Raw genomic sequence first — 21,627 nt, 5'->3', positions numbered from 1 at the left:
TCCCTAACGTTTTGCTCGGCCTCTGGTCGTACCGCCCAGGCCAAGCCAGCTTAGGGCCCGCGCGCCGGGTCCGGGGCCACGAGCCGCCAGAGCCTCACGCGCGCCGGGCTCGCGTTTGGCGAACGACAGCAGCATGCCGAGCGCCGCGAGCGTGGGCAGCAGCGACGAGCCGCCGTAGGAGACCAGCGGGAGCGGGATGCCGGTGATGGGCAGGACGCTCAGCACGGCGCCCATGTTGACGGTGGCCTGACCGACGATCCAGGCCACCATCGCGGCGGCGGACAGCCTGATGAAGGCGTCGTTGACCCGGACGGCCACGCGCAGCCCGGCGTAGCCGAGCAGCCCGAACAGCGCGACCACGAGGAGCGTGCCCATGAGGCCCAGCTCCTCACCGACGATGGCGAAGATGAAGTCGCTCTCGCCGTGGGGCAGCCAGCTCCACTTCTGCCTGCTGCTGCCGAGGCCGAGCCCGAACCAGCCGCCCGAGCCCATCGCGATCTGCCCCTGCACGGCCTGGTAGCCGTCGCCCTGGGCGTCGGCCCAGGGGTCGAGGAAGGAGCCGATGCGTCTCATCCGGTACGGCTCCACCTTGATCATGATGACGGCGGCCAGCACGGCCAGCGACATGATGCCGCCGAAGAGCTTGAGCGGCGCCCCCACCACCCACAGCAGGGCCAGGAAGATCATGAACAGCACCAGCGTGGTGCCGAGGTCGCGGCCCAGCAGCACCATGACGACGAGGATCGCGGTGCCCGGCATGAGCGGGATCAGCAGCTGCCGCCACTCGATGCGGCCCTGCCTGGCCCGCCGCGCCAGCAGGTCGGCGCCCCAGATCACCAGCGCGAGCTTGGCCGGCTCCGACGGCTGGATGGTGAGCGGGCCGACGTAGATCCAGCGCTGCGCGCCGAGCTCGGTCGAGCCGATGAACAGCACCATGACCAGCGCGATGATCGACAACGCCATCAGCGGGTAGCCGGCCCAGCGGAAGAACCTGACCGGCAGGCGCGAGCAGGCGTACATGACGGGCACGCCGATCGCCGCCGACAGCGACTGCTTGATGAACCACGAGAACGGGCTGCCGGTCTTCTGCAGCGCCTCGATGCTGGAGGCCGACAGCACCATCATCAGGCCGAGCGCGAGCAGCAGCGCGCTGCACATGATGATGAGGTAGTAGGTGGTCAGCGGCTTGTCGAGCAGCTCGCGCAGCGCGGCGAGCTGCTCGCGCACCGGGTTGCCCGGTTTGGCGACGCGGGGCCGCGGGCGCTCCTCGGCGGTGGTGCTCACACCGCTCCCCCGGCGCGCTCCTCCAGCCCGCGCACGGCGCGCGCGAAGGCCTGTCCGCGGGCGGGGTAGCCGGGGTACATGTCGAGCGAGGCCGCCGACGGGGAGAGCAGCACGGTGTCGCCCGGGGAGGCCAGGCGCGCCGCTTCGGTGACGACTTTCTCCATCGCACCAGTGTCGCGATCGGCGATGTCCACGACGGGGACATTCGGGGCGTGTCGCGCGACGGCTTCGGCGATCCTGGCGCGGTCCGCGCCGAGCAGCACGACGCCGCGGAGCCGGGGCGCGGCGGCGCGGACCAGGTCGTCCACCTCCGCGCCCTTGAGCTGGCCGCCCGCCACCCACACGATCGACGGGTAGGAGGCGAGGGCCGCGGCGGCGGCGTGCGGGTTGGTGGCCTTGGAGTCGTCCACGTAGTCGACCCCCGCCACGCGCGCCACGAACGACAGCCGGTGCGGGTCGGGCACGAAGTCGCGAAGGCCGCGGGCGACGGCCTCGCCGGGCACGCCGAACGCCCGCGCCAGCGCCGCGGCGGCCAGGGCGTTGGCCACGTTGTGCGGGGCGAGCGGCCGGATGTCGCCCAGGGTGGCCAGCTCCTCGGCGGCCGACACCGGGTCGGGCACGAATGCCCGGTCGACGAGCAGGTCCTCCACGAGGCCGATCTGGCCGGGGCCGGGCACCCGCAGCGTGAAGCCGACGGCGCCCGGGTAGGGCGCGGCCAGCCGGGTCGCCTCGGGGTCGTCGGCGTTGTGGATCACGGTGCCGGCGCGCTCGTAGATGCGGCCCTTGGCGGCGGCGTACTCGGCCATGGAGCCGTGCCAGTCGAGGTGGTCGGGGGCCACGTTGAGTATCGCCGCGGCGTGCGGGGCCAGCGTGGCCGACCAGTGGAGCTGGAAGCTGGACAGCTCGACGGCCAGCGCGTCGTACGGCTCGGCGACCGCCCGCACCACGGGGACGCCGACGTTGCCGACGGCCAGCGCCTTGTGCCCGGCGGCGGTCAGGATGGAGGTGAGCATGCGCACGGCGGTGGTCTTGCCGTTGGTGCCGGTCAGCGCCAGCCACGGCGCGGCGTGCGGCGGGCGCAGCCGCCAGGCCAGCTCGACCTCCCCCACGACCTCCACGCCCGCCTCCAGCGCGGCGGCGACGAGCGGGTGGTGCGGCGCCCAGCCGGTGGTGACGAGCCGGCCGGCGCCCTCGGGCAGGACCATCTCGCCGAAGCGGGTCTCGACGCCGAGCCCGGCCAGCTCGGCCGCGGCGGCGAGCTGCCGCTCCCCCTCGGCGGCCTCCACGACGACGACCCGCTCGCCGCGCTCGGCGAGGGTGCGGGCCACGGCGGTGCCGGAGACGCCGAGGCCGGCGACGCAGGTGAGGGTCATGGCTTGGGCATCCACTCGACGTAGAACAGGCCGAGCCCGAGCGCCGCGCACAGCATGGCGATCAGCCAGAAGCGGACCACGATGGTGGTCTCCGCCCAGCCCTTGAGCTCGAAGTGGTGCTGGAGGGGGGCCATGCGGAAGACGCGTTTGCCGGTCATCTTGAAGAACCCGACCTGGATGATCACCGACAGGGTGATGATGACGCACAGGCCGGCCAGGATGATGAGCAGGAGCTGGGTGCGGGTGGCGATGGCGAGGCCCGCGAGCACGCCGCCGAGGGCGAGGGAGCCGGTGTCGCCCATGAAGATGCGGGCGGGCGGGGCGTTCCACCACAGGAAGCCGATGAGCGCGCCGAGCACGGAGGCGGCGACCACGGCGAGGTCGAGGGGGTCGCGCACCCAGTAGCAGTTGGGGCCGAGCTGGTCGATGCAGTTGTTGCGGAGCTGCCAGTTGCCGATCAGCACGTACGCCGCCAGCACCACGCCGGAGGCGCCGCTGGCCAGGCCGTCGAGGCCGTCGGTGAGGTTCACCGCGTTGGAGAACCCGACGATCATGATCAGCACCCAGACGGTGAACCCGACGATGCCGATCGAGGGGCCGATGTCGCGCAGGAACGACAGCCGGGTCTCGGCGGGGGTGATGCCGTAGACGTTGGGCTGGCGGACGACCAGCACCGCGAAGACCGCGCCGACGACGAGCTGGCCGAGCGCCTTGGCGCCGCTGCGCAGGCCGAGGCTGCGCTGCTTGTAGATCTTGATGAAGTCGTCGAGGAAGCCGACCGCGCCGAGCCCCGTCATCAGGAACAGCACCAGCGTGCCCGAGACGGTCGGCGGTGTGAGGGTGGCCAGGTGGGAGGCGCCGTAGGCGAACAGGGCGGCCAGGACGAACACCGTGCCGCCCATGGTGGGGGTGCCCCGCTTGCCGAGGTGGGCCTGCACGCCCTCCTCGCGGACCTGCTGGCCGATGCCGCGCCGCGAGAACAGCCGGATCGCCAGCGGGGTGCCCAGCATCGAGAGGATGAGGCCCACCGCGCCGGCGATGATGATGTTGGTCACTGGGGGGCACCTCCGAGGACCAGCTCGGCCGTCCGCTCCAGGCCCATGGCCCGCGGGCCCTTGATGAGCACCGCGTCGCCGGGGCGCAGCCACGCGTTCAGCTCGGCGGCCGCCGCGGCGGCGTCGGGGACGTGCACGACGCGCGTGGCGGCCCCGCCCGGGGCTGGGGCGCCCCGGCGGCCCGCCGGCGCCCTGGGCGGCGCTCGCGGCCCGCGGGCGCCCTCCAGGACGGCTCGGCGTCGGGCCCGGCGACGATCAGCCCGGCGAGCCCCGCGCCGCCCGCCAGCACGCCCAGCTCGCGGTTGAGCGCGGGCGCCTCGTCGCCCAGCTCGCGAAGGGCCGCGATGACGGCGAAGCGCCGCCGGCCCTCGCCGAGCACGGCGAAGGTCTGGAACGCGGCCCGCATCGAGTCAGGGTTGGCGTTGTAGGCGTCGTTGACGACGGTGACGCCGTCGGGCCGCTCGGTGACCTCCATCCGCCACCGGCTGCGCGGCGTGGCCTCCGACAGCTCCTCGGCGATGGTGGCGACGGGCAGCCCCAGCTCGTACGCCGCCGCCGCGGCGGCCAGGGCGTTCTCCACCGCGTGCCCGCCGTAGAGCTGGAGCGAGACCGGCGCGGCGCCGGACGGGGTGCGCAGCGTGAAGGAGGCCCGCCCGCGGGCGTCCACCTCGACCCCCTCGGCGCGGATGGCGGCGTCCTCGCCCCGGCCGTAGAAGGTGACCCTGGCCTCGGTGCGCGAGGCCATCTCCCGCACGAACGGGTCGTCGGCGTTGAGCACCGCCACCCCGTCGCGCGACAGCGCCTCGACCAGCTCGCCCTTGGCCTTGGCGATGGCCTCCCTGCTGCCGAACACGCCGAGGTGCGCGGTGCCGACGTTGAGCACGACGCCGATGCGCGGCGGCGCGATGCGGGTCAGCTCCTTGATGTGGCCGACGTTGCGGGCGGCCAGCTCCAGCACCATGAAGCGGGTCTCGGCGTCGGCGCGCAGCACGGTCAGCGGGTGGCCGAGCTCGTTGTTGAAGCTGCCGACGGGGGCGATGGTGGGCCCCATCCTGGCGGTGAGCCGGGCCAGGAGGTCCTTGGTAGTGGTCTTGCCGGCCGAGCCCGTCACGCCGATCACGGTGGCGCCGGGCAGCGCGGCGGCCTGCGCCCTGGCCAGCTCGGCCAGCGCCGTGGCGGGGTCCGGGACGAGCACCGCGGGCGCGTCGACGGGCCTGGCGGCCAGCACGGCGACGGCTCCGGCCCGCACGGCCTGCGCGGCGAAGTCGTGGCCGTCCACCCGCGCGCCGGGGAGGGCGACGAACAACGATCCCGGTTCGACGGCCCGCGAGTCGATCACGACGGGCCCGCGCACCACGGCGCGGGGATCGGCCATGCCCGACAGGGTGCCGGAGGTGATCTCGGCGATCCTGGCCAGAGGCATCGGGATCATCAGTGCTTCCTGCTTTCCGTGCTTTCCTTGCGTGCGTGGATCGCCTCGGCGACGACCTCGCGGTCGTCGAAGGGGATCACCTCGCCTGAAACGTACTGGCCCTGCTCGTGACCCTTGCCCGCCACGACGATCACGTCGCCGCGGCCGGCGCGGGAGATCGCCAGGCCGATGGCGGCCGCGCGGTCGGGCTCAATGATCACATGAGCGCGGTCGTGCTGCGGAACGCGGAGCGCTCCTTCCATCATCGTGGCGAGGATGGCGAGCGGATCCTCCGTACGGGGATTGTCGCTCGTGAAAATGGCCACATCCGCCAGCTCGGCGGAGATCTCACCCATGATGGGCCTTTTGCCCTTGTCGCGGTCGCCGCCGCAGCCGAGCACGATGACCAGCCGGCCCGCGGTGACCTCGCGCAGCGAGCGCAGCACCGACTCCACCGCGCCCGGCTTGTGCGAGTAGTCGACGACCGCCTGGAACTCGTCCTCGGCCGTCGTGACGCGCTGCATGCGGCCCGGCACGCCGGCCAGCGTGCCGACGCCGTGCACCGCGGTCTGCACCGGCACCCCGGCCTCGACCAGCGTGACGATGGCGCCGAGCGCGTTGGCGACGTTGAACGGCCCCGGCAGCGCGATGCGCGCGTCGGCCTCCACGCCGCCCGGCCCGGTCACCCGGAAGGCGCTGCCGTCGGCGCCGAGCCGCACGTCCAGCGCCCGCCAGTCGGCCGCCGGGTCGCCCTGCGCCGAGAACGTGGTCATCGGCACCTTGGCGCGGTGCAGCAGCTCGCGGCCGTAGCGGTCGTCGAGGTTGGTGACCCCGGCGCGGCTCAGCTCCGGCTGGAACAGCCGGGCCTTGGTCGCGAAGTAGTCCTCGAAGTCCTTGTGGAAGTCGAGGTGGTCCTGCGAGAGGTTGGTGAACAGCGCCACGTCGTAGTAGACGCCGTCGACCCGGCCGAGGGCGAGGGCGTGGCTGGAGACCTCCATCGCCGCCGCCGTGACGCCCCGCTCGCGCATGAGGGCGAACAGGCCGTGCAGCGCCGTCGCCTCCGGCGTGGTCAGCGTCGGCTGGAAGCGCAGCTCGCCCGCGCGGATCTCGACGCCGCCCACCAGGCCCGTGGTGTGGCCGGCCGCGCGCAGGCCCGCCTCCAGCATGAACGAGGTGGTGGACTTGCCGCTGGTGCCGGTCACGCCGAGGACCTGGATGTCGTGGGCCGGCTGGCCGTACACCCAGGAGGCGATCTGCCCGAGCAGCGCGCGCGGGTCGGGCACGATCAGCACCGGCAGCCCGGTGGCCGCGGCGGCCTCGCGCCCGGCCCGGTCGGTCAGGATCGCCACCGCCCCGCCCGCCATCGCCTCGGCGGCGAACGTGGCGCCGTGGACCCGGTTGCCGGGCAACGCCACGTAGAGATCGCCCCTGCGGACGTCTCGGGAGTCGATGGTGACGCCGGTCAGGGCGGCGTGAGGCGACCGCGACGTGCCGGAACCGGCGTCGAGCATGGTCGCGAGCCCGGTCAGCGGACGGGGCGCATTGGTCGTGGGACGCATAGACGACGGGGGACGCACGGCGAGAGCGTACCTTCCCTGGTCACTCTCCGGCGCGCGTACGCACCGGCGGCACGGCGGAGCCTGTGGGAGGAATCTTCTTGCTCTTGATGGCGAACGTCATCACATCCTTGAACACGGGCGCCGCGATCTCGCCGCCGTAGTGCTCCTTCTTGGGGTTCTGCAGCACCGACAGCACCACCAGGCGGGGCTTGTCGGCCGGGGCGAACCCGGCGAAGGAGGCGGTGTAGCCGTCGTAGCGGCCCAGGGCGGCGTCGTAGCGGTTGGCGGTGCCGGTCTTGCCCGCCACCCGGTAGCCGGGGATGGCGGCCAGGTGGCCGGTGCCCTCCGCGCCCACGGCGCTCTCCAGCATGGTCGTGATCTCCTTGGCGGTCGTCTCGCTCACCACCCTGGTCTGCCTGCCCGGGGCGGCGGGGACGAACCGCCCGCCGGCGTCGGTGGTGCCGGCCACGAGCTGCGGCTCGATCTTGACGCCGCCGTTGGCGATGGTCTGGTAGACGCTGGCCATCTGCAGCGCCGTCACTGACACGCCCTGGCCGTAGGCGACCGTGCAGCTCTGGCTGCCGGACCACTTGCGGTAGTCGGGCAGCAGGCCCGCCTCCGCGCCCGGCACCCCGCCGCCCGGCGTGCTGCCGAAGCCGAACGCCTTCAGCATCGCGTACAGGCGGGCGCTGCCGACCTTGCGCGCGGCCATGACGGTGGCGACGTTGCTGGACTCGGCCATCGCCTGCCGGAACGTCATCGACTCGGCCGCGTGCGCGTGCGCGTCGCGCAGCACCTGGTCGTAGCACTTGATGCGGTCGGGCACCTCGAACACGGTGTCCGGGGTGACCATGCCGGCCTCCAGCGCGGCGGCGGCCGTGATGACCTTGTTGGTGCTGCCCGGCTCGAAAACGTCGGCGGCGGCCTTGTTGATCTGGCTGGCCGCCGGGGCCGCGCGCCAGTTGCCGAGGTCCAGCTCGGGGGCGTTGGCCATGGCGACGATCTGGGCGGTGCGCACGTCCATGACGATGACCGTGCCGCTGTCCGCGCCGGTCGCCTTCACCTGGTCGCCGATCGACTTCTGCGCGGCCCACTGCACGTCGCGGTCGATGGTCAGCCGCACGTCCCTGCCGTCCTCGGGGGGCGTGCGCTGGCTGCTGGTCATCGGGATGCGCTGGCCGTCGCGGCCGGTCTCCACGCGCTGCTGCCCGTCGCGGCCGGCCAGCAGCTTGTCGCTGGTGCGCTCGATGCCGACCAGGCCCTTGCCCTCGTCGCCGATGAAGCCGATCAGGCTGCCCGCGAGGTCGCCGGCCGGGTAGACGCGGCGGTAGGTCTTCTTCGCGCTCAGCGCCGGGATCTCGGCCTGCAGCAGGCGGGTGGCCACGACCGGGTCGACGTCCGTCGCCAGGCGCTGGTAGCGGGTGTCGGTCCTGGCCAGCTTGGCGGCGATGTCCTGCTCGCTCTTGCCGAGCTGCTGGGCGAGGGCCTTGACCACCTTCGGGCGGATGTCGGCCGCGACCTTGGACGGGTCGATCGACAGCTCGCGCGCCTCGACCGTGACCGCCAGGTCGTGGCCCTCGGCGTCGGTGATCGAGCCGCGCTTGGCGGGGATCGTCTCGACGTGCTGGCGCTGGTCGACGGCGGCGGCCTCGTACACCTTGGAGTCCAGGCCCTGCATCTGGATCAGCCGGCCGGCGAAGATCGACAACACGAACGTCATGCCGATGAGGCCGATGTTGACGCGGCGGCGCGGGCTGCCCAGGCGCAGCACCAGGGGCGGCCTGGGCGGGCGCGGCGGCGCGGGCGGCCGGCGTCCCGGGCCCCTCGGCGGGGGGACGTCGCCGCCGCGCGGGCCCCGGTCGTCGCCGGGACGGCGGAAGGCGGGCCGCTCACGCTCCGGCCTGGGGACGGTCCGGGGGCGGCGCGGCGGGCCGTCCTCGTGGCGCGAGCGCGGGTCGTCGTCGCGCCGGGGGCGCGGGTCGTCGTTACGGGTACGCGGCCGGCCGTCGTCGTCGCGGCCCGGAGGGGTACGGCGGGGACGGCCGTCGTCGTCGCGGTCCGCCGGGGCGCGGCGCGGACGGAGGTCGTCGTCACGGCCGGAAGGCGTACGGCGAGGATGGCCGTCGTCGTCACGGCCGGAAGGCGTGCGGCGGGGACGGCCGTCGTCGTCGCGGGTGCCGGGGGTGCGGCGGCGGGGGCCGGTGTCGCGGGCTTGGGCGGCGGGGCGGCCCCTGGGGCGGTCGTCGTCCTCCATGGGCGGGCGGCGGCGCGGGGCGGGCTCGCCTGAGCCGCCGCGCGGGCGGCCACGGCCGCTCTCCCCGGAACGGCCGCTCTCGCCACCACGGCCGCTCTCACCGCCACGGCCGCGGCCGCCGTCGGCGCGCTCGCGGTCCTCACCGGGACGGCCGCGGCCACGCTCCGAGCCCCGGGCGTCGTCCCCTCGGCCACGGGCGCGCTCGGAGCCCCGGGAATCGTCCCCTCGGCCACGAGCGCGCTCGGAGCCGCGGGCGTCGCCGGGACGGCCGCGGCCGCGCTCAGCGCCACCGGCGTCCGAGCGGCCACGGCCACCGTCTCCAGCGCCCTCGTCTCCACGACCACCGTCTCCCCGGCCGCTGCCTCCTCGGCGGCCGTCCCCACGGCCGCCGTCGCGGCGGCCTGTGGGGCGGCCCGGGTCGGCGTCGTCGTCGTGGTGGGAGCCGGGCGGGTCCTCGGAAGGGCGGGCGCGGGGGTCGTCGTCGTGCCCGAACGGCAGGTCCAGCGGGTCGGGACGCGTGCGCGGCCGGCGCGGCGGATTGTCCGGCGACGCCGGGCGGCCCGTCCCCTCGGAACGGGCGGAGCCGCCCTGGCGCCCTGTCCGCCCCGGCCCGCCCGGCGTACGACGAGCGGCGCCGGGCCCTCCTGGAGAGCCGGCGCCGCCAGCGCCGCGGCCGGGACCCTGCCCCCTGCCGCCTGATTCCCTCACCGTGCCGTGTCCGCCTCGCCCGCCTCGCCCGCCTCGCTGCCGGCACCGGCACCGGCGCCGTCGCCGGTCATGCCGTTGACGTCGTCCCAGTCGGTGTGCAGCCCCTGCTGCTCGGCCAGCTCGGCGACGACGCCGGGCTGGGTCTTGCGCTGGTAGTCCTGCTCGATCTTCTCGTTCTCCTGCCGCGCCACCGCGATCTGCTCGCGCAGCTTGGCGTCGGTGATCGTGTCCTGGGCCAGCATGGTGTTGAGCAGCAGCAGGCTGACCAGGCCGCCGGACATCAGGCCGACGACGAGCAGCACGAACGGCGTGCGCTGGCGCCGCACGGCCCGCCGGCGCGCCGCCGACGGACGCGGGCCCGCCGTGCCGCCGCGAACGCCCTGGACGCCGCCCCGCCGCTCGGCCGGGCGCGACTCAGCGGGACGCACCTCAGTGGGACGCGCCTCAGTGGGACGGGGCGCGGTGGGACGCGGATCGGTGGGACGCGGCGCGGTGGGACGCGGCTCGGTGGGACGCGGCGCGGTGGGACGCGGCTCGGTGGGACGCGGCTCGGTGGGACGCGGCTCGGTGCGGAGCCCCGCCTTCGGCCGCGACGCCTTGGCCTGCGGCGCCTTGGCCTGCGGCGTCCTGGACTGCGGCGGCTCGGACGGGTCCGGCTTGGACTGGTGCGGCCCGCCGTACCGGCGCACGCCGGTTCTGGGGACCGTCTTGGACCCCGCCTTGGGCACCGCGCGGCGCACGGCCGCGCCCCGGCCGGTCTCCTGCTCAGTCGTCAACACGGATCCTCTCTGCCGCCCGTAGCCGGGCCGAGGCCGCCCGCGGGTTGCGGGCGAGCTCTTCTTCGCTCGGGAGCTCTGCTCCCCTCGTCAGCAGGCGGAACCTGGGCTGGTGAGCCTCCAGTGGGACGGGCAGCCCGGGGGGGCCGGTGTCCCTGGTTCGCGCCGTGAGGGCCTGCTTGGTGAGCCGGTCCTCGAGTGAGTGGTACGAGAGCACGACGACTCGACCACCCAGCGCCAGCGCGTCGAGTGCCGCGGGCAGCGCCGCCTCCAGGGCGGACAGCTCCGCGTTCACCTCGATGCGCAGCGCCTGAAAAGTCCTCTTGGCGGGGTTTCCCCCGGTGCGCCGGGTAGCGGCGGGGATCGCGTCGCGCACGATGTCCGCAAGCCGCTTAGTCGAGGTTATTGCCTCTTTAGCCCGTTCTCGGATGATGAGGCCCGCGACACGCGGGGCGAATCGTTCCTCGCCGTAGTCACGCAGAATGCGGGTGAGCTGCGCGGCGCTGTAGGTGTTGACCACCGTCTCCGCCGTCAGCTCCTGCTGCGTGTCCATGCGCATGTCGAGGGGCGCGTCGTAGGAGTAGGCGAACCCGCGCTCGGCCTCGTCGAGCTGCGGCGAGGACACCCCGAGGTCGAACAGCGCCCCGTTGACGACGGGCCGCCCGGCCCTGTCCAGCACCTCCCGCAGGTCGCCGGAGGAGGCGTGCACCAGGGTGACGCGCTCCGCGTACGGGCTCAGCCTGCGCGTGGAGTGCTCGATCGCGAAAGGGTCGCGGTCGATCCCGATGAGACGCAGCCCCGGGTGGGCCGCGAGCAAGGCCGCCGAGTGGCCGCCGAGGCCGAGATTGGCGTCGACCACGACGGGGTCGGGGCCGGTGAGCGCGGGGCCGAGCAGTTCCAGCACGCGCTCGAGCATCACCGGAACGTGACCGCCCGTGCCGACGTCGCCCTGCATCTCCAACCCCCCTCTCGCGTCCTTGCTCGCGGATGACGCGCTTACCGATCGATCCGGGTCATTCCTGGGTCCCCACCCGGCGCCGCCCGGCCAGGTCCCCATCCGCACCCTCTTCGTGGACGCCTGCCCACTGACACCGGGGAAGGTGCATCAGTTGACAGGCAGTGGTTGCGGGTGGAGACCTCGCCGAACGACAGCTCCGACGGATCGACCGTGGTCTCTACAAGATCCCTGGCAGCACCTCCTCCGACAGATCGGCGAACGCCTGCTCCTGTTCGCTGAGATAGGTGTCCCATGCCTGGGCGTCCCAGATCTCCAGCCGGGTGTTGGCCCCGATGACGACGCAGTCACGCTCCAGGCCGGCGTACTGGCGCAGGCCCTGCGGGATGGTGATGCGTCCTTGCTTGTCCGGAGTCTCGTCGGACGCGCTGGCGAAGAAGACGCGGCTGTAGTCACGCACCGCCTTGGCGGTGACCGGGGCGGTCCGGAGAGCCTCGGTAATGCGCTGGAACTCCTCCACGGGAAACACGTAGAGGCATCGCTCCTGGCCTTTGGTGATCACAAGACCCTCCGCCAGCTCCTCACGGTACTTAGCCGGCAGGAACAGCCGTCCCTTGTCGTCCAGACGCGGGTGGTGGGTGCCGAGGAACATCGGCGCCACCTCCCGTGCCTAGTGAAGCGCTCAGCGCTGGTGCACCGCGCCCTCCACTGCGCACCACCATACTCCACTTCTCCCCACCGTCAACTGATTCGAACCGTCTTCACCATCGGTTTCCCTTGCGTTTCCGCAGGTCAGAGCGGTGGTGTGGGGTGGCGGGGGGCGGCCGCGCGATCAGCTCGCACGGGCGTGTCGAGTGCCGGGAAGTCCTGCGGAATAGGCCCTCGACGCGCTATGGAAGGGCGCGGATGCGCGGTGGGGGAATGTGGGGCGCTTCGTGGGGGCGAGTGTCACGGGATACGGACCCGCACGCCACCTAATCGGGAACATCGCCCAGGTTCTCTGGAATATCCACAAATGTCGCTCGAGAACCCACAGCGTCGTAGGGTCGTACACACAATGGAAAAGGAATGGCATGGCTCCCGCAATGGCACCGCGGGCGGCCGTCGCACTTTCATGGAGGCCTGGTGGCAGTAACCCATGACGTCCCTCCCCAGCTCGACGAGCTGGTCACCGTAGCCCACCGGATCCGCGAGGCGATCGAGTCGGTGATCGAGGGCAAGGGCGACGCCGTACGCCTCACCCTCACGGTCCTGCTCGCCGAGGGGCACCTCCTGATCGAGGACGTCCCCGGCGTCGGCAAGACGATGCTCGCCAAAGCGCTGGCGCGTTCCATCGACTGCCCCGTACGCCGGGTGCAGTTCACCCCCGACCTGCTGCCCAGCGACATCACCGGCGTGAGCGCCTACAACCAGCAGACCCGGGAGTTCGAGTTCAAGCCGGGGCCCGTCTTCGCGAACATCGTGGTGGGCGACGAGATCAACCGCGCCTCCCCCAAGACGCAGTCCGCCCTCCTGGAGTGCATGGAGGAGCACCAGGTCACGGTGGACGGGGTGACGTACCCTCTCGACGCCCCCTTCATGGTGATCGCCACGCAGAACCCCATCGAGATGGAGGGCACCTACCCGCTGCCGGAGGCGCAGCGCGACCGCTTCACCGCCCGCGTCGCGATGGGCTACCCCGAGCCGACGGCCGAGCTGGAGATGCTCGACGTGCACGGCGGCACCTCGCCACTGGACAAGCTGGAGCCGGTGGCGACCACGTCGGAGGTGCGGGCGCTCATCGAGGCCGTGCGCGGCGTGTACGTCTCCCAGCCGGTCAAGAAGTACGCGATCGACCTCGTCGTGGCCACCCGCCACTCCCCCGACCTGCGGCTGGGCGCCTCGCCCCGGTCCACGCTGCAGCTCGTGCGGGCCGCGCGGGCGCACGCCGCGCTGGCCGGCCGCGACTACGTCATCCCCGACGACCTCCAGGACCTGGCGGTGCCCGTGCTGGCGCACCGGCTGCTGCCCAGCATCGAGGCGCAGGGGCAGCGGCGGCTGCCGGAGCAGGTGGTGGCCGACCTGATCAGGCGCGTGCCGGTGCCGGAGACGCGGGGCCGCTGATGGGCGCGCGGCGCGGCGGCGACGGCCGCCGGGGGCCCGGGGCGGGTGAGGCGCGGTGAGGGCCGGGCTGCGGGCGCTGACCAGCAGGGGGCGCTCGTTCCTCGCCTCCGGGATCGCGGCCCTGGTGATGGCGTTGCTCCTGGGCGAGAACGACCTGTTCAGGATCGGGGTGCTGGTGACGGCGCTGCCGTTGCTGGCCGCCATGGTGGTGGCGCGGACCCGGTACCGGCTGAGCTGCGCCAGGCGGCTGGACCCGCCGCGGGCGGAGGTCGGCGGCGAGGCCACCGTCACCCTGCGGCTGGAGAACGTCACCCGGCTGCCCACCGGGCTGCTGCTCATCGAGGACACCGTCCCGTACGCGCTGGGCGTGCGGCCCCGGTTCGTGCTGGACCGGGTCGAGCCGCGCGGGGTGCGGGAGATCGACTACCGGGTGCGCTCCGACCTGCGGGGCCGCTACTCGATCGGGCCCCTGTCGGTGCGCATCGCCGACCCGTTCGGGCTGGTGGAGCTGAGCCGGTCGTTCACGATCAGCGACACGCTCGTGGTGACCCCGCACGTGGCGGCGCTGCCGCACGTGCGGCTGTCCGGCGAGTGGTCGGGCGGCGGCGAGAGCCGCACCAGGAGCGTGGCGGCGGCCGGCGACGACGACGTGGCGCCGCGCGAGTACCGGCAGGGCGACGACCTGCGCCGGGTGCACTGGCGCTCGACGGCCCGGCGCGGCGAGCTGATGGTGCGGAGGGAGGAGCAGCAGTGGCAGAGCCGCGGCGCGCTCCTGCTCGACACCCGGCGGCACGCGCACCGCGGCGAGGGGCCGCGCTCGTCGTTCGAGGTGGCGGTCTCGGCCGCGGCCTCCATCGGCGTGCACCTCGCCCGTGAGGGCCTGGGCCTGCGGCTGGTCACCGACCAGGGGCCCGAGCACCTGACCGACAGCGGGCTCAGCTACTCCCTGCTCGACACCCTCGCGGTGGTGCGGCACAGCCCGGCCCGCTCGCTGGAGATGGGCATCTCGGCGCTGCGCCAGGGCGGCGGCGACGGGCTGATCGTGGCCGTGCTCGGCGCGCTGGACCCGGAGGAGGCGCGGGAGCTGGCCCGGCTGCGGCACAGCGGCATCACCGGCGTGGCGGTGCTGCTCGACGTCGGCACGTGGGAGGGCGGCGAGCCGGGGGCGAGCGAGGACCACGAGGCCGTGCAGACCGTGCTCGCCGGTTACGGCTGGCGCATCGTGCGGCTGCCCGCCGGCACCTCGATCGCGTCGGTCTGGCAGGACGCCGCCAACCGCGGCGGCAGGTACGTGCTCAACCCGGCGGCGGGAGGCCCCGCGTGAGGTTCCGGGTGAGGCCCGATGCGAGGCCCGAGTGAGGCCCGCGTGAGGAACGGCAGATGAGACTGACGATCGCTTCCGGCGTGGCCGCGTTCACCGCGACCGTGCTGCTCTACCCGCTCTTCGAGGGCGGGACGTGGTTCTGGTCGTCGCTCGGCGTGGTGCTGGCCGTGGTGGCGGCGGGGCTGGTGAGCAGCCGCCTGTCGCTGCCGGCGTGGGCGGCGCCGCTGCTGGCGCTGGCCGCCGTGTGGCTCTACCTGACGGTGTCCTTCGCCGCCGAGGAGGCGTGGGGGCTGCTGGTGCCGACGAAGGCGTCGGTGCTGGAGCTCGGCCGGCTGCTCGGCGTCGGCTGGGCCGACATCCAGCGCTTCGCCGCGCCGGTGCCCGTCACGGACGGAATCGTGCTGCTGACCACCGGCGGGGTGGCGCTGATCGCGATCCTGGTGGACCTGTTCGCGGCGCGGCTGCGGCGGGCGGCCCTGGCGGGGCTGCCGCTGCTGGCCCTCGCCACGGTCCCGGCGACGATCCTGCCCGACCCGATCAGCTGGCCGGCGTTCATCATCGCCGCGCTCGGCTTCGTCGGCCTGCTCATCTCGGACGGGCGCGAGCGGGTGGGGCACTGGGGCCGGGCGGTGCTGGTGCGCAGGACCCGGATGGCGGCGACGCCGGCCGCGCCCGGCGCCCCGGCGGCGCGGAGCACGGCGTCGGCCGACACCAGCGGGCTGCGGCTGTCGGGCAAGCGCATCGGGTTCGCCGCGATCGTGCTGGCCGTGCTGGTGCCCGCGCTGCTGCCGACGATGGAGCCGGTGTCGTTCTTCCAGTTCGGGGTGGGCGGCAGCGGGACGGGCGGGCGCGGCAACTCCATCAGCATCCCCAACCCGATCGCGAACCTGAAGGGCCAGCTCGAACTGCCCGAACGCCGGGTGGTGCTGACCTACGCCAGCAGCGACCAGCAGCCCCACTACATGCGGATCTACACGCTCGACACCTTCGACGGGCGGCAGTTCGGCATGACCCAGCCCAAGGGCGCGCCGGAGAACCGGACCGACGAGGGCCCGCTGCCGCCGCCGCCCGGGCTCACCGGGCGTACGAAGATCACGAACGTGACGACCGACGTGCAGATCAGCGACGAGATCGAGGAGCTGAAGTTCCTGCCGCTGCCGTACCCGCCGCGTGAGGTGCAGGTGGACGGCGACTGGCGGGCCGACGTCGACACCCTGATGGTCTTCTCCACCGGCGACGAGGCGGCCGGGCTGGACTACCAGGTGGTCAGCAGCGAGCCGGCGCCGACGCGCGAGCTGCTGGAGTCGCTGCCGTTCGAGCGGGGGGCGGTGGACCCGCGCTTCCTGCAGCTGCCCCGCAACCTGCCCGCGGCGATCCAGGAGCTGCCCGAGAAGATCGTCGGCAACGTCTCCTCGCCGTACGAGGCGGCGGTGAAGCTGCAGGAGTGGTTCACCAGGACCGGCGGCTTCAGCTACAGCCTGCGCACCCAGGGGCACGACAACAACGCGCTGTCGGACTTCCTGCTGCACAGCCGGGCCGGCTACTGCGAGCAGTTCGCCGCGTCGATGGCGGTGCTGGCCCGGCTGATCGGCATCCCGTCGCGGGTGGCGATCGGCTATACCGGCGGCACCAGCGTCTCCGGGCGCTGGGAGGTCGGCACCAACGACTCCCACTCCTGGCCCGAGCTGTACTTCGACGGCGTGGGCTGGCTGCCGTTCGAGCCGACCCCGGCCGGGGCGCTGGGACAGGGCAGCGCGCGGCCGCCGGCGTACTCGGTGCCCGCCCCCCGGCCCACCGGCGACGCCTCGACGCCGACGCCCGGCGCCTCCAGCGCGGCCGCTGACGAGCCGGTCGACCCGGGCGCCCGGCAGAACCCGCGCGAGCTGGACCGGGAGAGCCAGCTCCTGCCGGGCGCGCTGCCGCAGGAGGAGTCGACGCCGCTGATCGCCAAGATCGGCCTCGGGCTGGCCGCGCTGCTGCTGCTCCTGCTGATCCCCGCCGCGATGCGGGTCGTCACCAGGAACCGGCGGGTGCGCGTCCTGGGCTGGAAGGTGGCCCAGCCGGGCGACGAGCTGACCGCCAGGGTGGCCGCCGGCGAGGGCGCCGCGGGCCGCGACCCGGCGGTGGCGGCGGCCTGGGCCGAGCTGGACGACGTCCTGTGCGACTACGGCCTGGCCCGCGAGCCCAGCGAGACGCCGCGGGCGCTGGCCCGGCGGCTGGTGCAGCAGTACGAGTTCGACGCGGAGGCGGCGGCCGCGGTCTCGGGCATCGCCTCGGCCGTCGAGCGGGTCCTGTTCGCCCGGACACCCGGGCCGGTCGGGCCGCTGCGCAAGGAGCTGCGGACGGTGCGGCAGGCGCTGGCGGCGACGGTGACGCGGGGGCGGCGGATCCGGGCCGTGCTGCTGCCGCCGTCCACGCTGCGGCGGCTGCGAGGGGTCGGGGAGCGGCTGCTGGACGGGTTCGACCTGCTGGAGACGATCCGGCTCCGTCGCGCCGCCGCCCACAAGACGCCCTGAGCCATCGAGCCCGGGCCGGCCGGAAGGCCGGCCCGGCAGCATGGAGACCGCCTCCAAGCCCTCGGTACTGGCGGGTCGCCTCCCCTTGCCATCCGCCAAAACTGTCTCTAGCGTACACAGTGTTCTACGGACACAGTTAGGGAGTGGCCATGTCCAAGTCAGTGCTCGACATGTCGATGTCCCTCGACGGGTACATCGCCGACCCCAACGACTTCCTCGGCGGCCACGACGGCGAGCGGCTGCACAAATGGGCCGACTCGGACCGGCATCCCGAGCCGGTCAAGCAGTTCCAGGACGAATGGAACCGGGCCGGCGCGATCCTCGCGGGACGGCGGACCGCCGAGCTCATGGACCACTGGGGCGGCTCGCACGGCGGTCTGCCGATCTTCGTCCCCAGTCACCGGCCGCCCGGCCCGGCCGCCCGGTGGGGCTATCCGCTGGTGACCTACGTCAACGACGGGATCGAAAGCGCGATGGCGCAGGCGAAGGCCGCCGCCGGGGAACGGGACGTGCAGATTCGTGGCGGTGCGTACACGGTGCGGCAGGCCCTCCAGGCCGGGGTGCTGGACGAGGTGCAGATCCACCACATCCCTGTGCTCCTGGGCGCGGGACGCCGGCTGTTCGACGTCCTGCCGTCGGAGATCGAGCTGGACATCGGCCAGGTGATCGACACCCCAGAGGCCACCCACATCCGCTACCGCGTCCGCCGCTGAGCCGATCGGCCGCGGGTGGTCAGGCGGGCCGGTCAGCGGGGGGCCGGAGACGCGAAGAGCGTGCGGCCCCTCCCCTCTGCGGGAAGGCCGCACGCTCTCAACGTCAGCCGCGCGTCCGATCCACCTCTGGACCCGGGCCCGGCACCCCGGTCGCCGGCCGATCCGGCCACGGGAGTCAGGAGGCGGGACGGCGGCTCAGCGTTCGTCGTGACGCCGGCGCCAGCGCTCTTCCATGCGCTCCATGAACGTGCCCCGGTTGGTGCGGCGGGCCTGCTTGCCCGGCCCGCGCTGCCCGGCGGCCGGCGGCGAGTCGCCGAAGCCGTTCATGCGTTTCCAGCTGGACAGGCCCCACAGACACGCCGCGAGCATGACCACGAAACCGCCGACGCCGAGCGGGATCAGAGCAGCGCCGCTCAGGACGACGCCGACCATCATGACGACGACGCCGAGGGCGAAGCCGATGCTGGCCTTGATCAGGCGACGTTTGTAGTGGCGGCGCGGGTCGCTGATCCTTACGGTGTTGGCCCACTTCGGGTCCTCGGCGTAGAGGGCCTGCTCGATCTGTTCGAGCAAGCGCTGCTCGTGCTCAGAGAGCGGCACGGCGCCTCCCAAGGACGGCCCCAGGACGGGGAAGACGGCAACGGACGACACGGGGTGTCCGGACCTCGCGGTCGGTTATCCCCAGAATACGAGGCTGTAGACGTAGGCGAAAGCAAACGTCCAACGCAGACCAAACCGGAGGTGACGTCATGGCTCTATTGTGGCCCAACTCGCCCCCCTTCCCCCAAAATCGTGACACCGGCGCACCACAGAGGAGAGACATCGGCGTCATGTCTCTATTTCATCAAGCTTGCCACGTACGAGCGATGCCGGGACCACCGCATCGGGACCGAATCTGCGGATCGCCTTGTCCATGGCCTGCTCGGCCTCTCTCCAGCCGGTCTCCCGCTCGCCGAGACCGAGCTGCCGGGTGGCCTCCTGGGCCGGACGCAGGTTCTCCATCCGGACCCCCACCAGGCGCAGCCGCACCCGCTCCAGCCCCGCCGCCTGGAACAGCTCGCAGGCGGTGGCGTAGATCACCTGGGCCACGTCGGTCGGCTCGCGCAGCGTGCGTGAGCGGCTGATCGTCGTGAAATCGGCTCGGCGAAGCTTCACACTTACAGTTCTTCCCACGTGACCGCCCTTACGCATCCTGGCGGCCACCCGCTCCGACAGGCGCAGCAGCTCGCGCCTGATGACGTCGGGGTCGTCGACGTCCGCGGCGAAGGTCTCCTCGTTGCCGATGCTCTTGTCGGGGACGTGGGCGGTCACCGGCCGCTCGTCGCGCCCCCAGGCGAGCGCCGCGAGGTGGCCGCCGACGGCCTGGCCCAGCTCCCGCTGCAGCGTGCCCTGCGGCACTCTGGCGAGGTCTCCGACGGTGCGGATGCCGAGCCGGACCAGGGACTGCTCGGTGCGCTCGCCGACGCCCCACAGGGCCGACACGGGCAGCGGGTGGAGGAAGGACACCACCTCGTCGGCGGGGACCACCAGCAGCCCGTCGGGCTTGCACTGCTTGGAGGCGAGCTTTGCCACGAATTTGCTCGCGGCGACGCCCACGGAGCAGGTGATGCCGTAGCGGTCGAGGACCTGCTCCTTGATCAGGGCGGCGACGGCCGCGGGCGGGCCGAGCCGCCGCCGGGCGCCGCCGACGTCGAGGAACGCCTCGTCGGAGGCGATGGGCTCGACCAGCGGGGTGATCGTGTGGAAGATCTCCATGACGCCCTTGGAGACCTCGGAGTACTTCCCGTGGCTCGGCGGGATGATCACGGCCTGCGGGCAGAGCCGGCGGGCCCGGCTCATCGGCATCGCGGAGTGCACGCCGTACGCGCGGGCCTCGTAGGTGGCGCTGAGCACGACGCCGCGCCCGGCGGGCGAGCCCACGATCACCGGGCGGCCGCGCAGCTCGGGGCGTTCGAGCAGCTCGACGCTGGCGAAGAAGGCGTCCATGTCGACGTGGAGGATCGGGCAGCCGCTGTCATCGGCCCCGGTGCGCGGTGCGGGGCCGATGCCGGTGATCTGCTTACGGGACACGCCGTCGATTCTATCCGAACACGAATTCGACAGTCAGGGGTGCCGGGCGGGCGTTCAGCCGCGCTGCCCGAGCACGTGGACCTGGCTCGCGATGTCGCGCAGCACGCGGTGCTGGGCGGCGGCCTGCTCCAGCGCCACCAGGGACTCGGCGGCCCCCGGCTCGCCGTCGAGCAGCCGGCTCGGCACCAGGTCGGCGAAGACCCGCACGCCGTGGACCGGGCCGGGCGTGAACCCGGTGGCGGTCAGCAGCTCGCTGACGGCGTCGGCGGTGAAGCGGCGGGGCGTGGGGTCACGGTCGCCCCACCTGCCGTCGGGGTCGTCCAGCACCGCCCGCGCCTCGTCGAACTGCCCGGCCAGGGCGCGGTGCACGGCGGCGGCGATCGGGTTGGCGGCCAGCACGCTGACGACGCCTTGGCCGCGCAGCACACCCGCGACCGCGGCCAGGGCGCTGCGCGGGTCCTCGACGTACTCCAGGACGCTGTGGCACAGCACCAGGTCGGCGCTGTCGCGCTGGAGCAGCTCGCCGAGGCCGTCGGCGTCGCCCTGCAGGGAGCGCACGCTGACGCCCTTCTCCTTGGCGCGGCGCTCCAGCGCGGCCAGCGAGTCGGGGCTGGGGTCGACGACGGTGACGGAGTGGCCCAGCTCGGCCAGCGGCACGGCGAAGCCGCCGGTGCCGCCGCCGGCGTCGACGATATCGAGCGCCTCGCGGCCGGTGGCCGCGGCCCGTTCGGCCAGGGCCGACCGCAACGCGTCCCAGACGACGGCGGTCCGCGCCGCCGGGGTCTTCGTGGCGCTCTCAGCTCGCAACGTTCGGCCTTCCTCTCGCCCCGCGAGCTGCTGCTTCGCGGGCGGCTCCCTCGACGCGCCCCAGCCTACGCCGTGCGCGCGCCGCCCGCTCCGCACAGGGCGAAGCAGAACGGCAGGGATGGCGGGAGAGGTGAAGAGGGGCGCGTCGCGGCTGGTGACGCGCCACTCCTCCGTACGCAGTCAGCCGCCCGCGCCCCACACGGCAGGCGGTCGGGTGCCCGGCCGTGACGGCGCGCCCCTCGCCTCGCGTGCCGTACAGGCCCGGCGTGGTCAGAGGTTATCCCGAAACGGAAGGTTCCGGCGGGTCTCTAAAGGGTGAGGCTTGGCTTGAGTTGCTTGAAGCGGGCCAGCAGCCCGTTGACGAACTGGGGGGACTCGTCGGTGGACAGCTCGCCGGCCAGGTGCACCCACTCGCTGATCACCACGCCCTCGGGGACGTCGGGCATCCACAGCAGCTCGTACGTGCCGCCGCGCAGCAGGTTGCGGTCGACCGCGGGCATGCGGTCGAGCGTCCAGCCCTCGGCGTAGGTGGTGATCAGCTCGTCGATGCGCGCGCGGTGCCGGGCGACGCCCTCGACGATGGCCGAGGTGTACTCGTTGACCGGCGGCTCCTGCCGCTCCACACGCTCGGCGAGGATCTTCAGCGGGTCCTCGTCGCGCAGCTCGGCCTCGAAGAGGATGTCGAGGGCCCGCCTGCGTGCCTTGCCGCGTGCCGACAC

Annotated in this window: 16 protein-coding genes and 1 pseudogene; 4 read left to right on the top strand and 13 right to left on the bottom strand. The window is 73.4% G+C overall.

Translation table 11 applies throughout. The annotated features are described in order from the left end of the window. Window positions 1–3: 3 nt before the first annotated feature. The 9 genes and pseudogenes from ftsW to mraZ form a co-directional block, all read right to left on the bottom strand. The gene (ftsW, locus tag MF672_RS44635) at window positions 4–1,284 is read right to left on the bottom strand and encodes a putative lipid II flippase FtsW (protein ID WP_242381910.1); all 1,281 of its coding nucleotides are present in this window, start codon (window positions 1,282–1,284) and stop codon (window positions 4–6) included. Continuing rightward, on the bottom strand, window positions 1,281–2,657 hold the full coding sequence (gene murD / locus MF672_RS44630; protein WP_242381909.1) for a UDP-N-acetylmuramoyl-L-alanine--D-glutamate ligase: 1,377 nt from the start codon (window positions 2,655–2,657) through the stop codon (window positions 1,281–1,283). The genes ftsW and murD overlap by 4 nt, the downstream gene beginning before the upstream one ends. Further along, window positions 2,654–3,712, bottom strand: coding sequence for a phospho-N-acetylmuramoyl-pentapeptide-transferase (gene mraY, locus MF672_RS44625; RefSeq protein ID WP_242381908.1), 1,059 nt, complete (start codon window positions 3,710–3,712; stop codon window positions 2,654–2,656). Before mraY ends, murD begins: the two co-directional genes overlap by 4 nt. Further along, window positions 3,709–5,144, bottom strand: a pseudogene (locus tag MF672_RS44620) (UDP-N-acetylmuramoyl-tripeptide--D-alanyl-D-alanine ligase). The gene mraY and the pseudogene MF672_RS44620 overlap by 4 nt, the downstream one beginning before the upstream one ends. Beyond that, window positions 5,144–6,682: a UDP-N-acetylmuramoyl-L-alanyl-D-glutamate--2,6-diaminopimelate ligase gene (locus MF672_RS44615; RefSeq protein WP_242383953.1), complete on the bottom strand. Its 1,539-nt coding sequence runs from the start codon at window positions 6,680–6,682 to the stop codon at window positions 5,144–5,146. Before MF672_RS44615 ends, MF672_RS44620 begins: the two are co-directional and overlap by 1 nt. A gap of 40 nt (window positions 6,683–6,722) precedes the next feature. After that, entirely contained in the window at window positions 6,723–8,453 is a 1,731-nt protein-coding gene (locus tag MF672_RS44610; protein WP_242383955.1) for a peptidoglycan D,D-transpeptidase FtsI family protein, read from the bottom strand. A gap of 1,187 nt (window positions 8,454–9,640) precedes the next feature. Continuing rightward, window positions 9,641–10,420, bottom strand: a complete 780-nt coding sequence (locus MF672_RS44605; RefSeq protein ID WP_247815750.1) for a hypothetical protein — start codon at window positions 10,418–10,420, stop codon at window positions 9,641–9,643. Continuing rightward, window positions 10,410–11,375 carry a 16S rRNA (cytosine(1402)-N(4))-methyltransferase RsmH gene (gene rsmH, locus MF672_RS44600; protein ID WP_242381658.1) on the bottom strand — a complete coding sequence of 322 codons (966 nt, stop codon included), beginning with the start codon at window positions 11,373–11,375 and terminating at the stop codon, window positions 10,410–10,412. Before rsmH ends, MF672_RS44605 begins: the two co-directional genes overlap by 11 nt. 220 nt (window positions 11,376–11,595) lie before the next feature. After that, window positions 11,596–12,027, bottom strand: a complete 432-nt coding sequence (mraZ, locus tag MF672_RS44595; protein WP_242381657.1) for a division/cell wall cluster transcriptional repressor MraZ — start codon at window positions 12,025–12,027, stop codon at window positions 11,596–11,598. 416 nt (window positions 12,028–12,443) lie between these two features. Between mraZ and MF672_RS44590 the strand changes: the two genes are divergently transcribed. The 4 genes from MF672_RS44590 to MF672_RS44575 all read left to right on the top strand — a co-directional run bounded on the left by MF672_RS44590 (window position 12,444) and on the right by MF672_RS44575 (window position 18,031). After that, window positions 12,444–13,478: an AAA family ATPase gene (locus tag MF672_RS44590; protein WP_407654802.1), complete on the top strand. Its 1,035-nt coding sequence runs from the start codon at window positions 12,444–12,446 to the stop codon at window positions 13,476–13,478. Window positions 13,479–13,533: 55 nt separating this feature from the next. Then, the gene (locus MF672_RS44585; protein ID WP_242381655.1) at window positions 13,534–14,802 is read left to right on the top strand and encodes a DUF58 domain-containing protein; all 1,269 of its coding nucleotides are present in this window, start codon (window positions 13,534–13,536) and stop codon (window positions 14,800–14,802) included. Between the two features lie 56 nt (window positions 14,803–14,858). After that, the gene (locus tag MF672_RS44580) at window positions 14,859–17,318 is read left to right on the top strand and encodes a transglutaminase TgpA family protein (protein WP_242381654.1); all 2,460 of its coding nucleotides are present in this window, start codon (window positions 14,859–14,861) and stop codon (window positions 17,316–17,318) included. Between the two features lie 149 nt (window positions 17,319–17,467). Next, window positions 17,468–18,031 (top strand): dihydrofolate reductase family protein, encoded by a 564-nt coding sequence (locus tag MF672_RS44575; protein WP_242381653.1) that lies wholly within the window; start codon window positions 17,468–17,470, stop codon window positions 18,029–18,031. A 195-nt stretch (window positions 18,032–18,226) separates the two neighbouring features. On the opposite strand, the gene MF672_RS44570 is transcribed toward MF672_RS44575, so the two are convergent. The 4 genes from MF672_RS44570 to nusB form a co-directional block, all read right to left on the bottom strand. Then, complete coding sequence (locus MF672_RS44570; RefSeq protein ID WP_242381652.1) at window positions 18,227–18,631, bottom strand: SCO2097 family morphological protein; 405 nt, start codon at window positions 18,629–18,631, stop codon at window positions 18,227–18,229. Window positions 18,632–18,859: 228 nt separating this feature from the next. Further along, window positions 18,860–20,101 carry a DNA polymerase IV gene (dinB, locus tag MF672_RS44565; RefSeq protein WP_242381651.1) on the bottom strand — a complete coding sequence of 414 codons (1,242 nt, stop codon included), beginning with the start codon at window positions 20,099–20,101 and terminating at the stop codon, window positions 18,860–18,862. Window positions 20,102–20,155: 54 nt separating this feature from the next. After that, window positions 20,156–20,908: a methyltransferase domain-containing protein gene (locus MF672_RS44560; protein WP_242381650.1), complete on the bottom strand. Its 753-nt coding sequence runs from the start codon at window positions 20,906–20,908 to the stop codon at window positions 20,156–20,158. A 308-nt stretch (window positions 20,909–21,216) separates the two neighbouring features. Continuing rightward, window positions 21,217–21,627 carry a transcription antitermination factor NusB gene (gene nusB / locus MF672_RS44555; RefSeq protein ID WP_242381649.1) on the bottom strand — a complete coding sequence of 137 codons (411 nt, stop codon included), beginning with the start codon at window positions 21,625–21,627 and terminating at the stop codon, window positions 21,217–21,219.

Source organism: Actinomadura luzonensis, from assembly GCF_022664455.2.
Lineage (GTDB): Bacteria > Actinomycetota > Actinomycetes > Streptosporangiales > Streptosporangiaceae > Nonomuraea > Nonomuraea luzonensis.
The sequence above is the reverse complement of the archived record's forward strand: the minus strand, read 5'-3'. Positions and strand labels throughout refer to the sequence as shown.

Excerpts from the sequence above, each read along its gene's own strand:
- murD (WP_242381909.1), bottom strand. The coding sequence starts at position 2,657 with ATGACCCTCACCTGCGTCGCCGGCCTCGGCGTCTCCGGCACCGCCGTG.
- MF672_RS44615 (WP_242383953.1), bottom strand. The coding sequence starts at position 6,682 with ATGCGTCCCACGACCAATGCGCCCCGTCCGCTGACCGGGCTCGCGACC.
- rsmH (WP_242381658.1), bottom strand. The coding sequence starts at position 11,375 with ATGCAGGGCGACGTCGGCACGGGCGGTCACGTTCCGGTGATGCTCGAG.
- mraZ (WP_242381657.1), bottom strand. The coding sequence starts at position 12,027 with ATGTTCCTCGGCACCCACCACCCGCGTCTGGACGACAAGGGACGGCTG.
- MF672_RS44590 (WP_407654802.1), top strand. The coding sequence starts at position 12,444 with ATGGCATGGCTCCCGCAATGGCACCGCGGGCGGCCGTCGCACTTTCAT.
- MF672_RS44580 (WP_242381654.1), top strand. The coding sequence starts at position 14,859 with ATGAGACTGACGATCGCTTCCGGCGTGGCCGCGTTCACCGCGACCGTG.
- MF672_RS44575 (WP_242381653.1), top strand. The coding sequence starts at position 17,468 with ATGTCCAAGTCAGTGCTCGACATGTCGATGTCCCTCGACGGGTACATC.